We start from the raw sequence: 14,976 nt of genomic DNA, 5'->3' as shown, positions 1-14,976 counted from the left end.
GTGGACATGATTCAGAGCAGCCCTTCCGCCAGGGGACCCAGCGTGAGAACGGGGAAGAAGGTCAAAGCGGTAACCAGCACCGTGACGACGGTCAGCAGACCGATGAACTGAGGCCGATGCGTCGGCAGGGTCCCCGCGGTAGCAGGGACTTTGTCCTGCGCGGCAAGCGATCCGGCCAGGGCAAGCACCAGCACGATCGGGACGAATCGGCCCAGCAGGATCGCCAGCCCCAGGGTGACGTTCAGCCATGGCGTATTCGCAGTGAGCCCGGCGAACGCGGACCCATTGTTGTTGGCGGCCGAAGTGAAGGCGTACAACACCTCCGACATGCCGTGCACGCCGGGGTTCCAGATCGACACCGAGGTCACCTCGTCCCGGACGCCGGGTATCGCGAAGCTCAGCGCGGTACCGGCAAGCACGAGGATCGGCATGACGAGGATGTACAAGCTTGCCAGCTTGATCTCCCGTGGCCCGATCTTCTTGCCCAGGTACTCCGGGGTGCGTCCGATCAGCAGACCGGCGACAAACACCGCGATCACCGCCAGAACCAGCAGCCCGTACAGGCCGGAGCCGACCCCGCCGGGTGCGACCTCGCCGAGCATCATGTTGAGCATCGGTATCATGCCGCCCAGCGCGGTGTAGGAGTCGTGCATCGCGTTCACCGCGCCGGTGGAGGTGCCGGTGGAGGTGGTCGAGAACAGGGTCGAGCCGATGATCCCGAACCGTTGCTCCTTGCCCTCCATTGCACCGCCCGCGAGCTGCGGGGCGGTGCCCATCCCTCCGCTCTCGATCGCGGTGAGGATCGCGAAGGATGCCACGAACAGCACGCCCATGACGGCGAGGATCGCGTAGCCCTGCCGCTTGTCTCCGACGAGGCGGCCGAAGGTGCGCGGCAGTGAGAACGGGATGACCAGCATGAGCAGCACCTCGACGACGTTCGTCCAGGCGGTCGGGTTCTCGAAGGGGTGGGCGGAGTTGGTGTTGAAGAAGCCGCCGCCGTTGGTGCCGAGCAGCTTGATAACCTCCTGCGAGGCGACCGGCCCACCGGGGATCGACTGGGCGCCCCCGGTGAGCGTGCTCACCTCGGTGAAGCCGTTGAAGTTCTGGATCACCCCGCCGGCGAGCAGCACGATCGCACCGATCGCCGCGATCGGCAGCAGGATGCGGATGGTGCCGCGCACCAGATCGGTCCAGAAGTTGCCGATCGTGCCGCTGCGGCGGTACGCGAAGCCGCGCACGAGGGCGATCGCCACCGCCATCCCGACCGCCGCGGACACGAAGTTCTGCACGGCAAGGCCTGCGAACTGCACCGTGTAGCCGAGGGTCAGCTCACCCGAGTAGGACTGCCAGTTCGTGTTCCCCACGAACGAGGCGGCCGTGTTGAACGACAGGTGCTCCGACGGCGCAGGCAGGCCCAGCGAGTACGGCAGCCACCACTGCAGCCGCTGCAGCCCGTACACCAGCAGCAGACCCACCGCGGAGAACGCCAGCACCCCCCGCAGGTATGCCTGCCAGGTCTGCTCGCTCTTGGCGTCGACGCCGATCAGCCGGTAGATGCCCCGCTCGATCTTCCAGTGCTTGGGGGCGCTGTACACCCACGCCATGTAGTCCCCAAGCGGACGGTGCACCACCGCCAGGAACAAGGCGACCGTCGCCAGTGCGGCGATCGCAAACAGCCACCCCATCAGAACCGCTCCGGCTTGATGAGCGCGAAGACGAGATAGACGACGGCCGCGACACCGAGCACCGCAGCGGCCAGCTCGAAGATGATCACAGCTTCTCCAACGCCTTACCGAGCAGACCGATCAGCGCGAACAGACCAATCACACCGGCGATGAACACGATGTCTAGCACGAGCAAGCTCCGTTCCTCAGGTCGGTCACCAAGCGATGACCGCATGCGTATTTCGGGACGCGACTCCTGAGACAACACCCTCAAACGGCGAAGATCACGAGGACTAACAGAACGCATACGAGATTGGCCCGAACACTCGCGGCGTCCATACGGTCGGGGCCCGGCCGCACGCGGACGATCAAGATCAAGCGATGTCAAGGGCCTGTCGGCCGAGCGCGCATACGGCGGCCACGGTGGCTCCCGTCGTCGGTCGCGGTCGGAGTCCCCACAGGACACGCTTGACGTATGTGAAGGGGCTCTCCTTGGCATGCCGGCTCGTCGACGAGCGGAAAGAGATTCGGACAGCGGGCGGTTCCACGCGACCAACCACGAGATGGGGCGCCGAGACAGACGAAGATCATCTGGTCTAACGGAACGCATACAGGACTTGGGTGAATCCTCGCGCTGTCCATACGGCGCGGGTTTCCGATACCCGATCCAATGGGGAGATGAGCGTAAAGGCTGCGGCGCGGGGTGGCGCTTGCGCGACCTCACCCAGCGGACCGCGAGCCGCGGTCTAGGCGGCCGGACCGTGAACACCCACGACATGATCGACCGGCTCCAGGAAGTCAGGACCCTCACTAGGCGCTGGGGTACGGTCCGCACGCTCGGTCCCGCACACGGAACACAACTCTTCTTCCTGGAAGTGCATCCTCCTGGCACGACGAGCCGTGATCGGAGACTGATCGCCATCGACCGGATCGCACCCGCATACGGCTCCTCAGCCGGACTCTTGATTGCCGCTCTCATCGACGGGCTGCCAAGCTGGGCGCTCCTCACAAGCGTCCTTGCAACTGCCGCCGCATTCGGCCTCGTGACTCGACGCCTGACGCGCAGGCTTCGCGACCAGACGCGTTCACTTACGGTCGAGATCAACTTCCGCGCCGCCCCCAGCACGACCATTGATGGCAACCCTGATCTACTTGTTTCCTGCCACAGGGCCTTGATCGCACTCGACAACGCTCGCACAAGTGAGTTCCTGACGCCGGCCGAATACGAGCGACGTTGGGCCGAGGTCTACTTCCGTATTCCCGCCATCTCACTACGACGTTGACTGGCCATGACCATCATCGAACATGCCGCGCTTGGCCCTCATTCAAGGACAATGAAACAAGCTCGCATGAACCCGACCCCCGACCCTTCCTTGACGCCTACGCAGCATGTTCGCGCTGCACAGTCTTGACCAGAGCGGTCACCGCTTGCAGCGGGAGGACTCCGTTGCCGAGGGCAGTAATCTGCTGGTTCTGAGTGAGCCCGTATCCGGGGTCGGTAACCCAGCCGGGTTCGAGACCCATGAGCCATTCCACAAACGCGGGTGCCAGACGCGGACCTCTGCCGTCGTTTAGGAGGGCGGGAGCAGGTGCATCCTGTCCGGTGACGTGTTCCCATTGGGCGATGGCTCGGGCGTAGCGTCCCCAGCGTCGAACAGTCCGTCGATCAGGGTCCACAAGGTCTCCGACTCGTCGCATCTGCTCGGAGAGCCGCCCGGTCCGTTCAAGGCGAGGTCGATGATCTGGTGCGACAAGGCGATCGTCCCATGCCGCGCCCGTACCTGATCCAGGCTCTCTCCACCGCGAGAAGAGTCCGTTGCGAGCGGGGTCCGGAACATCACGTTGGGCGACGATGAAGATGCGGAAACGATGGTGAGGAGCGCCGACAAGGGACGCTGGTAGGCCGATCCATTCCGCGTCATACCGCAGGTCGGCCAGATCGCCGAGTACGGCGCCTGCCGCCCGGAGAGGTCGAGCTGCAATGTCTCCCAGACCCCACGGGTCGGGTTCCAGGTCGCGAAGGGTTGCATCGCCGGGGGTTGCGTGGTCGGGGTTGCTTTGTGCATCGTCGTCTCCTTCCAGGGGTTCGCGGACGGCGGGCGAGGACAGCAGGCCGCGCACGTTCTCGATGACGACGAGCTGGGGTTGCAGCGCGTCGATCGCGGCGGCCATGTACGACCAGAGCCCGGAGCGGGTGCCGGGTGCGAGGCCGGCGCGCTTGCCCACGGTCGACACGTCCTGGCAGGGGAAGCCTCCGCAGAGAACATCGACCGGCTCGACGGTGCGCCAGTCGATGGTGGTGATGTCGCCCAGGTTGGGGGCGTCGGGCCAGTGGTGGGCGAAGATGTGCGAGACGTGCCCGTTGTTCTCGGAGAACCAGATCGTCTCGGTATCCAAGGCGTGTTCGACGGCGAGGTCGAGCCCGCCGTAGCCGGAGAACAGCGATCCGACTCTGAGCGGGTGAGTCCGGTCGTGTGGATCGTGCATGAGGGCTCCGGCTGACGGGTGATCCCCGGTCGGACTTCACGCACGAGGTCACCGCCGGGCTGGTCAGCGACCAGGTGCACGACCTTCCGAACCGCGGCCGCCATGCCTCGTCGCCGGTGCCATGCCCGCACTCGGCGCACCACCCCGGCGCGCTTCGGAGTCCGTGGCTCAGGCGGCGTCGCTGGTCCTCAGCCGTCGGCTCCCCGAGCCATCACACGTCTTTCAGACGAGGCGCGAGCCGTCCTGAGTCGCATCTGATGCGACCGGGCTCGCGGGCTCACCTGCTTCCCGAGCGGGGCCGGAAGGAGCAGCCGAGGTGACGGTTTCGATGCGCGTGATGAGCGCGGGCGATGGGTACAAGTACCTGTTGAAGTCCATCGCTGCGGGCGACGGCGACCGGAGCCTGAGCACGCCGTTGACCCGCTACTACGCGGAGGCGGGGACGCCGCCGGGCTTCTGGATGGGCTCGGGGCTGGGTCGGCTCGGGCACGGCGAGCTGGTCGATGGAGGGCAGGTCTCGGAAGCTCAGCTCGCGCTGTTGGTTGGGATGGGCCATGACCCGATTACGGGCGATCCGCTGGGCCGCGCCTACCAGCAGTTCGCGTCAATCGGAGAGCGGATCAAGCAGCGCGTGGACGCCCTCGATCCCGAGTTGGGGCCGGCGACTCGGGCGCAGGAAGTGGCTGCGATCGAGGCGGAGGAAGCCGAGCGCGGCACCCGCCGCGCGGTAGCGGGCTATGACTTCACGTTCAGTGTGCCGAAGTCGGTCTCCACGATCTGGGCGGTTGCGGACGCCGGCACCCAAGCGTTGATCGCGGACGCCCATCATGCGGCGGTTGCAGAGCTGGTTGCGTTCCTCGAACGCGAGGTTGCCGCAACACGGGTCGGTGCAACCGGCCCGGACGGCGCGGTTGCGCACGTCGATGTCGCCGGAGTCGTGGCCGCGGCGTTCGATCACTACGACAGCCGCGCCGGCGACCCGCAGTTGCACACCCACGTCGTCATCAGCAACAAGGTCCTGACCGTGCAGGACGGGCGTTGGCGGACCCTCGCGGGCCGCCCGATGCACGCGGTGGTCGTCGCGGTCTCCGAGCTCTACAACGCCGCTCTGGCCGACCAGCTCACCCGCGTCCTCGGCGTCGAGTGGGAGGCCCGCGAACGTGGCAGGGATCGGAACCCGGCCTGGGAAATCGAGGGTGTGCCCGACGAGCTCGTGGCCGAGTTCTCCACCCGGTCCCGGCACATCGAGGCCGAGAAAGACCGCCTCATCGCGGAGTACGTCGCCAAGCACGGCAGGCAGCCGTCTGCGCGAACGGTGCTGAAACTGCGGGCGCAGGCGACGCTCGCCACGAGGCCGGAGAAGCAGGTCCGCTCGCTGGCCGACCTCACCGCCGAGTGGCGACAGCGCGCCAGCCGGGTGCTGCGCCGAGACGCGAACGGCTGGGCGCGCACCCTCGCCGCGACGAACGCACAGGCGCCACGGCGGGTCCTGCGCGCCGACGACGTGCCTTTGGATGTGGTGCACGAAGTCGGACAGACCGTGATGGAGACGGTCGGTGAGAAGCGTTCGACCTGGACCCGCTGGAACCTGCACGCCGAAGCATCCCGGCAGTTGATGGGGTTGCGGTTGGCCAGCATCCAGGACCGGGAGGCGATCACCGGGCTCGTGGTCGATGCCGCCGAGCACGCTTCGCTGCGGCTGACGCCGCCGGAGCTGGCGTCGAGCCCGTTGCAGTTCCGCCGCGTGGACGGCACCTCCCGGTTCCGGCCGCACGCCTCGACCCTGTTCTCATCCGAAGCCCTGCTGGCTGCCGAAGACCGACTCCTGACACGCGCCGCTGACACCTCCGGGCCGGTGGTGCCGTTGGAGACGGTCGAGAGGATCGCCCGCAGGCCCGACGCGCGCGGCCGGGTGCTCGGCGAGGATCAGGCCGCGGCCCTTGCCGCGATCGCGGTCTCCGGTCGTGTCGTGGACGTGCTGGTCGGTCCGGCTGGGGCCGGAAAGACGACAGCGATGAACGGGCTCCGGCGGGCGTGGGAGAAGGAGCACGGCGCCGGCTCGGTGATCGGGCTCGCCCCCTCGGCGGTCGCCGCGCAGGTCCTTGCCGATGACCTCGGCATCGCTACCGAGAACACGGCGAAGTGGTGGCAGAACCACATCATGTACGGGACTACGTTCACGGCCGGGCAGCTCGTCATCATCGACGAGGCAAGCCTGGCCGGAACGATGTCGCTGGATCGGCTCACCCGTGAAGCCGAGAAGGCCGGCGCGAAGGTCCTCCTGGTCGGCGACTGGGGCCAGCTCCAATCACCCGGCGCCGGCGGCAGCTTCGCGATGCTCGTGCACGATCGCGACGACGCCCCCGAGCTGACCGATCTGCACCGCTTCACCAACGAGTGGGAGAAGACCACCTCGCTCCAGCTCCGCCACGGACGCGCCGAGGCGATCGACACCCTGATCGAGCACGGCCGGGTCACCGGGGGCGATGAGGAAGCGATGATCGACGCCGCCTACACCGCATGGCGACGTGATCTTGCCGCCGGGCGCGCGTCGATCCTGGTCACCGAGACCCACGCGACCGTCACCGAGCTGAACGCCAGGGCGCGGGCGGATCGGATCATCGACGGCACCGTTAATCCCACCCGCGAACTGCCGCTGCGCGACGGCACCGCGGTCTCGGAGGGCGATCTGGTCATCACCCGCGAGAACGACCGGCGGCTCCGTAACGGCAAGACGTGGGTCCGCAACGGCTCCCGCTGGATCGTCACCGGGGTTCGGGAGGACGGGTCGGTCAGCGTCCGCCCGGCCGGACGCAGGTTCGGCGGCGGGATCGTCCTGCCGGCCGACTACGTGGCCGAGCACCTGGACCTCGGCTACGCGATCACCGCGCACCGCGCCCAGGGCGTGACCACCGACACCGCGCACGCGGTTGTCACCGCCACCACCACGCGGGAGAACTTCTACGTCTCCATGACCCGCGGCGCCCACAGCAACCACGCCTACGTCGCCGTCGACCGAGAAGACGTCGAACACGCGGTGCCACATCCCGGCGACAACCCGAACATCACCGCCCGCTCGATCCTCTACGGCGTTCTGCAGCACATCGGCGCCGAGCTGTCCGCGCACGAGACGATCGCCGCCGAGCAAGACCGCTGGGGCTCGATCGCCCAACTCGCGGCCGAGTACGACACCATCGCGCAAGCCGCCCAGCACGACCGCTGGGCGACCTTGCTCGCCGCGTCCGGGCTCACCGTCGAGCAGATCGAAGACGTGCTCGGCTCCGACGCCTACGGCGCGCTGTCGGCCGAGCTGCGTCACGCCGAGGCCAACCACCACGACCTCGATGCGCTGCTCCCGCGGCTGGTGGCGGCGCGGAGTCTGGACGATGCCGACGACATCGCCTCCGTCCTGCACGCCCGCGTCGCGCGCGCCACCGCTCGACCCGCTGGGTCAGGCCGCACCCGGAAGGCTCCGAGGCTGATCGTCGGACTGATCCCGCACGCCGGCGGGCAGATGGCCGAGGACATGCGGCAAGCCCTGGACGAGCGCCGCGAGCTGATCGAGGCTCGCGCCGACGCCATCCTCCGTGGCTCCCTCACCGATGAGGAATCGTGGACAGCCGACCTCGGCACGGCACCGAGGGGCGAGAAGCAGAAGGCGACATGGTGGCGCGCCGCCCGCAGCGTCGCCGCCTACCGCGACCGCTACGGCATCACCGACGACCGGACCCCGCTCGGCCCGACGCCGGAGAGCACCAGCCAGAAGATCGACGCCATCCGCGCCCGCGCCGCCCTCAACCGCGCCCAGGCGATCGCTCACGAAGGCGCGACGGCTGATGCGGTGCGGCCAGCGACCACATCACGCCCCGCACCGAGCTTGTGAGCCCGTCCAGCGAGGGCGGCCGTCAGAGAGAGCGCCCCGGCGTGCCCGGCGACGGGTGCCGGTGCCCGAACTCGCGTCCGACCTCGGGCCGCGTCACAGTCCGGTCCGGGGTCCTATCGGCGTCGAGTAGGTCGATCACGTCGCTTGGCTGAGTGACGAGTGAGGCGAAGCCTTGCTTGATGAGTTCGTTCGGCCCCGCGCTCGCCACGCTGGTCACCGGGCCGGGCACCGCGCCGACGCCCCGGCCGAGTTCGCGTGCGGCGAGCACGGTAGTCATCGACCCGGACCGGGGACCGGCCTCGGGGATCACGGTCGCACCGGAGAGCGCCGCCAGCAGGCGGTTGCGGGACAGGAACCTGTGCCTGGTCGGCGCGGCTCCGGGCGGCAGCTCACTGACCAGCAGCCCGACATCTCCGATCCGGTTCAGCAACTCGCTGTGCCCGGCCGGGTGGGGGCGATCCAACCCGTTCGCCAGGACCGCGATCGTCTGACCGCTCGCGGCGAGCACGCTCTTGTGCGCGGCACCCTCGATCCCGTAGGCGCCACCGGAGACGACGACCCGTTCCTCATCGGCCAGACCCGCCGCCAGCTCGCCCGCGACCTGCTCGCCATAGGAAGTCGCAGCTCGAGCGCCCGTGATCGTGGCCCGATCGCTCAGCGCCGTCGTCAAGAACGAAGCCGCGCCCCGCGTCCACAGCAGGTACGGCGCGCGCTCGCCCAGGTCGTTCAGACCGGCGGGCCATTCCTTGTCGGCCGGGATGAGCGTGCCGAACCCGTGCCGCTCCGCCTGCGCTAGCTGGTCCGGCAGGCCGGGCATGACCCGCGCCGCCAGCCGTTCGCGCCACATCAGCACGTCAGCCCGTGCCAGGCCGGGCACCTCGTCGTCGGACTCGATCAGCCGCAGCGTCTCGACCCCGCCGTGACGGGTGAGGACGTACCCGGTGGTCGAGTCGTTCGGTTCGGCGATCATCGACAACGCGATCCGCGCCATCCGCTCACCCTGCACCTGCTCCGCCAACGTCGCCATGATCGGTGTCCCTTCCGCTCCAAGGTCACCGACGAGGTACACGCCCGCCTGCCGCCGGGGTTCCCTCTGTCGCGAGTCAGTCGTAGACTCGGTAGCGAGGCAGGTTCAGCAAACTACGCGGGTCCTTCGGGACGGCCCATCGCGGGCACTCGGTTCATAGCCGCCTCCACGACGGATACCCGTCGCGCTATGACGACGAAAGAGGCCCGCAATGCTCCGCACATCCATGAACCTGAGCGCACGAGGCTACGGCTGGTTCCAGCACGCGCCCACGAATCTGCTGCTCGGCGCGATCCGCTACCGCCGCCGAGGCTTGAAGTGGGGCATCCCCGCCATGCTGACCCTGGGCGGCGGCTACTACTTCGCCACGGCGATCTGCTACACGATCATCGACCGTGGCGGCCCTGGCTGGCTCTACCTGCTAGTCCTGCTGTTCGCGTGGAACGCCCTCAAGTTCTTCTGGATCGGACCCGTCAGCCTCATCGTGCTTCTCACCGTCCGAGCACAGGAACGGCGTCAGCGACGCGAGTCCAGGCACGCCGCCGTGCTCCCCGAGGACTACGCCGAGAGACTGGCCTAATCAATCAGGTCAGAGAGTTCCAGCCAACGTTCTTCGAGTTCGGCCGTCTCGTCCTCGACGGCGCGCAGGTTGTCCGCGAGCCTCTGTAGACCCTCGTAGTCGTTCTGGTCATGGTCGGCCATGCGCTGGTGCAGGGTCTTCACCTCGGCGTGGAGCTTGTCGAGACGGCGTTCGATCGAGGCGACTTCCTTCTGCGCGGTGCGTCGTTCGGCACCGGAGAGTCCGGACACGCCCGCACCCTCGTCGCCGGCCGTCGGAGTGATCGGACTACTCGTGCGCGATGACGACTGCTCGCGCCGCAGCCGCAGGTACTCGTCCACCCCGCCGGGCAGGTGCCGCAAGCGTCCATCAAGAATGGCGTACTGCTGGTCGGTGACCCGTTCCAGCATGTAGCGATCGTGAGACACGACGATCAGAGTTCCCGGCCACGAGTCCAGCAGGTCCTCCATCGCGGCCAGCATGTCCGCGTCAACGTCGTTCGCAGGTTCATCGAGAGCGATGAGGTTAGGTTCGTTCAGCAGCAGGAGCAGGAGTTGTAGCCGCCGCTTCTGACCGCCCGACAGCTCGGCGACCCTCGTGGAGAGGTGCGGGCGGGCGAAGCCGAGGCGTTCCAGCAGTTGCGCCGGCGTGAGGTCTTTGCCGTCGATCGCGAACGTCGTCTGCGTGCGGGCCAGCACTTCGCGCACCCGGTCGCCGCCGATGTCCGCGAGCTGGGAGAAATGCTGGTCGAGCAGGCCGAGCCGCACCGTCTTGCCCGTCTTGATCCGGCCCGACGTGGGCTGCACGGTTCCGGCGATCAAACCGAGCAGCGTGGACTTGCCGCTCCCGTTCGCGCCGAGTATCCCGGTCCGCTCGCCGGGGGCGAGCCGCCAGGTCACCTCGCGTAGCACGTCGCGGTCGCCGTAGCGCACGCCCGCGCCTTCCAGATCGACCACCTGCTTGCCCAGGCGGGCGACGGCGAGGCGTTGCAGCTCGATCGGGTTACGAACCGGGGGCACGTCCTCGATCAGTTGGTTGGCGGCGTCGATGCGGAACTTCGGCTTGGACGTGCGAGCCGGGGCTCCCCGGCGTAGCCACGCCAGCTCCTTACGCATGAGGTTCTGTCGTTTGGCCTCGGTGGCGGCGTTGATCCGGTCCCGTTCGACCCGTTGCAGCACGTAGGCCGCGTAGCCGCCCTCGAACGGCTCCACGGTCCCGTCGTGCACCTCCCACGTCTCGGTGCAGACCTCATCGAGGAACCAGCGGTCGTGAGTGACGACCAGCAGGCCGCCCGAGTTCTTGGCCCAGCGGTTCCGCAGGTGTCCGGCCAGCCAGGCGATGCCCTCGACGTCGAGATGGTTCGTCGGCTCATCAAAAGCAATGACATCCCACTCGCCGATCAGCAGCGCGGCCAGCGCGACCCGGCGACGCTGCCCGCCGCTCAGCTCGCCGATCCTCGCCTCCCACGGCAGATCAGCGACCAGCCCGCCGATCACGTCGCGGACCTTGGCGTCGCCGGCCCACTCGTGCTCCGGCCGGTCACCGACGATCGACCCGGCGACCGTCGCAGCGGAGTCGAGGTCGTCAGACTGCGACAGCACCCCGAAGCGCACCCCGCCTCGCCGCGTCACTCGGCCCGCCTGCGGCTCGATCAAGCCGCTGAGCATCCCCAGCAGGCTCGACTTGCCGTCACCGTTGCGACCCACGATCCCGACGCGATCGCCTTCCTCGACGCCGACCGTCACCGAGTCGAACACCACTCGCGTCGGATACTCCAAGTGCAGGGCTTCCCCCACCACCAATGGCGCAGCCACTACCGCGCACCGGCCTTCCGCGAAGTCCGGCCAGGATGCCTCGGCCGCGCGACACGATGCGCGGCACGGGTGCGGCAAGCACCCCATGACCGCCCCTCGGAGCGGTAGAATGAAGGTGTCCGAACCACATACGGTTCCTGAGTGTTGGGCTCGTCGAGCACCAGCAGGTTGGGCTCGTGCATCAGGGTGCGCACCATCTGCAGGCGGCGCCGCTGGCCGCCGGAGAGATCCCGCACGAAGCGCTTGTGGGTGGCGGCGGGGAAGCCGAACCGCTCGAGCAGCTGGCCGCCGGTGAGGTCCTTGTCGCCGATGCGGATCAGGGATGCATGCTCGGAGACGGACTCGATCATCCGGTGCTCGGGGTTGAGCTCGGCGAGATTCTGCGACAGGTGCCCGACCCGCACCGTCGCGCCGATCTCCCGCGAGCCGCCGGTGAGCTCCTGCTCGCCGATCAGCGTACGCAGCAGCGTCGACTTCCCCGCGCCGTTCGGCCCGAGGATGCCGTAGCGGCCGCCGGGTGCGAGGCGCCAGGTCACCCGGTCGAGCACCCGACGGTCGCCGAACGCGACCGTCGCGTCGACGAGGTCGACGACCGTCTTGCCCATCCGCGAGGTGGCGGTCGCGACGAGCTGCACCTTGTCCCGCGGCGGCGGCACGTCGGCGATGACGGCGTTGGCCGCCTCGATGCGGAACCGCGGCTTGGAGGTCCGCGCCGGCGCTCCCCGACGCAGCCAGGCGAGCTCCTTCTTGGCGAGGTTGCGGCGCCGCTCCTCCACCACATCGGCGACCCGCTGCCGTTCGGCCCGGGCGAACACCCAGTCGGCGTAGCCACCCTCGTAGGTGTGGATCTGGCCGTTCACGACCTCCCAGGTGCGCGTGCACACGGTGTCCAGGAACCACCGGTCGTGGGTGACGACGAGGACGGCCCCGCTGAATCCGTCGAGGTACTGCGCCAGCCACTGCACGCCCTCGATGTCGAGGTGGTTGGTCGGCTCGTCGAGGATCAGCAGGTCGACGTCCGCGACCAGCGCCGCGGCCAGCCCGACCCGACGTCGCTCGCCGCCGGACAGCTCGCCGACCGCTCGGTCCAGGCCGAGCCGCAGCAGGCCCAGCCCCTCGACGACCCGCCGAGCCCGCGGGTCGGCGGCCCACTCGTGCTCGGCGCCCGCGCTGCCGGGCACCACGAGCTCGCGGATGGTCGTGCTGTCGGCGAAGTCGTCGCTCTGCCCGACCTCGGCGACGTGCAGGCCCGAGCGCCACGACACGCGACCGGAGTCCGGGGCGCGACGGCAACCGACGACCTCCAGCAGCGTCGACTTTCCGGCGCCGTTGAGCCCGACGACGCCGATCCGATCGCCGTCCTCGATCCCCGCCGAGACGCCCCGCAGCACGGGCGTGACGTCGAACTGGACGACGACCTGGTCGAGGTTGACCTGGCCGGCCACTACGAGGAGGCCGCGAGCTCGCCGGCGGACTGCTCGACGATGTCGACGATCGTGCTCATGATGTCGTTGAGCTCGTAGTCCTTGGGGGTGAAGACCTTCGCGACCCCGAGCTCGGTGAGAGCGCGCGCGTCGTCGTCGGGGATGATGCCGCCGACCACGACCGGGACGTCGTCCATGCCGTTCTCACGCAGCCCGGCGAGCACGGCGGGCACCACCTCGAGGTGCGAGCCGGAGAGCACCGACAGGCCGACGACGTGCACGTCCTCCTCCACGGCGGCCGCGACGATCTGCTCGGGGGTGAGCCGGATGCCCTGGTAGATCACCTCGAAGCCGGCGTCGCGCGCCCGGACCGCGATCTGCTCGGCGCCGTTGGAGTGCCCGTCCAGACCCGGCTTGCCGACCAGCATCTTCAGCCGGCGTCCCATCCGGTCACCGAGTCCGGCGACCCGCTGCCGGACCCGCTGCAGCGCCTCCCCCGCCTCGCCCGCGGCACTGGCCGCCGACACGCCGGTCGGGGCGCGGAACTCGCCGAACTCCTCGCGCAGCACCCGCGACCACTCGCCCGTCGTGACTCCGGCGCGCGCGCACTCCAGGGTCGCCGCCATCAGGTTGTCGCTGCCCTTGGCCGCCTCGTGCAGTGCCGCGAGGGCGGCGTCCACCCGCGCGTTGTCGCGCCCGGCACGCCAGGCGCGGACGGCGTCCGCCGCGGCCTTCTCCACGCCGGCGTCGACGGTCATGATCGCTTCCTGCGACTCGTCGGTCAGCGGGCTGGGCTCGGTGGAGTCGTACTTGTTGACGCCGACGATGATGTCCTCGCCGGACTCGATCCGGGCGCGGCGGGAGGCCAGCGAGTCGACCAGCGCGCCCTTCATGAACCCGGACTCGACCGCGGCGACCGCGCCGCCGGCGTCCTCGATCTGCGCCATGAGCTCCTTGGCGCCGTCGACGATCGACGCCACCTTGGCCTCGATCACCTTCGAGCCCTCGAAGATGTCCTCGTACTCCAGCAGGTCCGACTCGTAGGCCAGCACCTGCTGCATGCGCAGCGCCCACTGCTGGTCCCACGGCCGCGGCAGCCCGAGCGCCTCGTTCCAGGCCGGCAGCTGGATGGCTCGCGCGCGGGCGTCCTTGGACAGCGTCACGCCCAGCATCTCCAGCACGATCCGCTGCACGTTGTTCTCCGGCTGCGCCTCGGTGAGGCCGAGGGAGTTGACCTGGACGCCGTACCGGAAGCGGCGCATCTTGGGGTCCTCGACGCCGTACCGCTCGCGGGTGATCTCGTCCCAGAGCCGGTTGAAGGCGCGCATCTTGCTCATCTCCTCGACGAACCGGACGCCGGCGTTGACGAAGAACGAGATGCGCCCGACGACCTTGCCGAAGTCCTGCTCGGAGACCTGGCCGGAGTCGCGGACCGCGTCGAGGACGGCGATCGCGGTGCTCATCGCGAACGCGACCTCCTGCACCGGCGTCGCCCCGGCCTCCTGCAGGTGGTAGGAGCAGATGTTGATCGGGTTGAACTTCGGCATGGTGTGCACCGTGTAGGCGACCATGTCGGTGATCAGCCGCATCGACGGCGCCGGCGGGAACACGTAGGTGCCGCGGGAGAGGTATTCCTTGACGATGTCGTTCTGGGTCGTGCCGGCGAGCTTGCTGATGTCGGCGCCCTGCTCCTCGGCCACCACCTGGTACAGCGCGAGCAGCCACATCGCCGTGGCGTTGATCGTCATCGAGGTGTTCATCTGCTCGAGCGGGATCTGCTCGAACAGGGCGCGCATGTCACCGAGGTGGCTGACCGGGACGCCGACCCGCCCGACCTCGCCCCGGGCCAGCTGGTCGTCGGGGTCGTAGCCGGTCTGCGTCGGAAGGTCGAAGGCCACCGACAGCCCCGTCTGGCCCTTGGCCAGGTTGCGGCGGTACAGCTCGTTCGATGCGCTGGCCGACGAGTGCCCGGCGTAGGTGCGCATCACCCACGGGCGGTCACGGTCGTCGTTCGATGGGTACGGCATGGGGACCTCCAGAGACAGATTGCGCTAACTGTATTTCAGCCGTACCGCGGTGCCACATCTCAGACCGCCTTCCGAATCGGATTCGGCTATG

At 68.7% G+C, this 14,976-nt stretch carries 10 protein-coding genes; 3 read left to right on the top strand and 7 right to left on the bottom strand.

Annotation, left to right across the window (positions count from 1 at the left end):
• Positions 1–11: 11 nt before the first annotated feature.
• Together kdpA and kdpF are read right to left on the bottom strand one after the other, a co-directional pair.
• Complete coding sequence (gene kdpA / locus F8A92_RS01795) at positions 12–1,685, bottom strand: potassium-transporting ATPase subunit KdpA (protein WP_153502834.1); 1,674 nt, start codon at positions 1,683–1,685, stop codon at positions 12–14.
• Entirely contained in the window at positions 1,685–1,774 is a 90-nt protein-coding gene (kdpF, locus tag F8A92_RS01790; RefSeq protein ID WP_081793236.1) for a K(+)-transporting ATPase subunit F, read from the bottom strand. Before kdpF ends, kdpA begins: the two co-directional genes overlap by 1 nt.
• 651 nt (positions 1,775–2,425) lie before the next feature.
• On the opposite strand from kdpF, the gene F8A92_RS01785 reads away from it, so the two are divergent.
• Positions 2,426–2,947, top strand: coding sequence for a DUF6611 family protein (locus F8A92_RS01785; RefSeq protein WP_153502833.1), 522 nt, complete (start codon positions 2,426–2,428; stop codon positions 2,945–2,947).
• 97 nt (positions 2,948–3,044) lie between these two features.
• Here the strand turns inward: F8A92_RS01785 and F8A92_RS01780 are convergent, their stop codons facing one another.
• Positions 3,045–4,151 (bottom strand): DNA cytosine methyltransferase, encoded by a 1,107-nt coding sequence (locus tag F8A92_RS01780; RefSeq protein WP_153502832.1) that lies wholly within the window; start codon positions 4,149–4,151, stop codon positions 3,045–3,047.
• 337 nt (positions 4,152–4,488) lie between these two features.
• Here F8A92_RS01780 and mobF point away from each other — a divergent pair, with 337 nt between their 5' ends.
• Complete coding sequence (gene mobF, locus F8A92_RS01775; protein WP_153502831.1) at positions 4,489–8,034, top strand: MobF family relaxase; 3,546 nt, start codon at positions 4,489–4,491, stop codon at positions 8,032–8,034.
• A 22-nt stretch (positions 8,035–8,056) separates the two neighbouring features.
• On the opposite strand, the gene dprA is transcribed toward mobF, so the two are convergent.
• Positions 8,057–9,052 (bottom strand): DNA-processing protein DprA, encoded by a 996-nt coding sequence (gene dprA / locus F8A92_RS01770; RefSeq protein ID WP_228389114.1) that lies wholly within the window; start codon positions 9,050–9,052, stop codon positions 8,057–8,059.
• A gap of 220 nt (positions 9,053–9,272) precedes the next feature.
• On the opposite strand from dprA, the gene F8A92_RS01765 reads away from it, so the two are divergent.
• On the top strand, positions 9,273–9,641 hold the full coding sequence (locus F8A92_RS01765; RefSeq protein ID WP_153502830.1) for a sulfate permease: 369 nt from the start codon (positions 9,273–9,275) through the stop codon (positions 9,639–9,641).
• Here F8A92_RS01765 and F8A92_RS01760 read toward each other — a convergent pair.
• Genes F8A92_RS01760 through F8A92_RS01750 form a run of 3 tightly spaced genes read right to left on the bottom strand, consistent with a single transcriptional unit; the run spans position 9,638 to position 14,885 of the window.
• Positions 9,638–11,380 carry an ABC-F family ATP-binding cassette domain-containing protein gene (locus F8A92_RS01760; RefSeq protein ID WP_228389113.1) on the bottom strand — a complete coding sequence of 581 codons (1,743 nt, stop codon included), beginning with the start codon at positions 11,378–11,380 and terminating at the stop codon, positions 9,638–9,640. The two genes, F8A92_RS01765 and F8A92_RS01760, sit on opposite strands and share 4 nt — an antisense overlap.
• Before the next feature lie 53 nt (positions 11,381–11,433).
• Positions 11,434–12,879 carry an ABC-F family ATP-binding cassette domain-containing protein gene (locus tag F8A92_RS01755; RefSeq protein WP_153502828.1) on the bottom strand — a complete coding sequence of 482 codons (1,446 nt, stop codon included), beginning with the start codon at positions 12,877–12,879 and terminating at the stop codon, positions 11,434–11,436.
• Positions 12,879–14,885 (bottom strand): protein meaA, encoded by a 2,007-nt coding sequence (locus F8A92_RS01750; protein ID WP_153502827.1) that lies wholly within the window; start codon positions 14,883–14,885, stop codon positions 12,879–12,881. The genes F8A92_RS01755 and F8A92_RS01750 overlap by 1 nt, the downstream gene beginning before the upstream one ends.
• Positions 14,886–14,976 lie beyond the last annotated feature (91 nt).

Source organism: Cumulibacter manganitolerans, from assembly GCF_009602465.1.
Lineage (GTDB): Bacteria > Actinomycetota > Actinomycetes > Mycobacteriales > Antricoccaceae > Cumulibacter > Cumulibacter manganitolerans.
The sequence above is the reverse complement of the archived record's forward strand: the minus strand, read 5'-3'. Positions and strand labels throughout refer to the sequence as shown.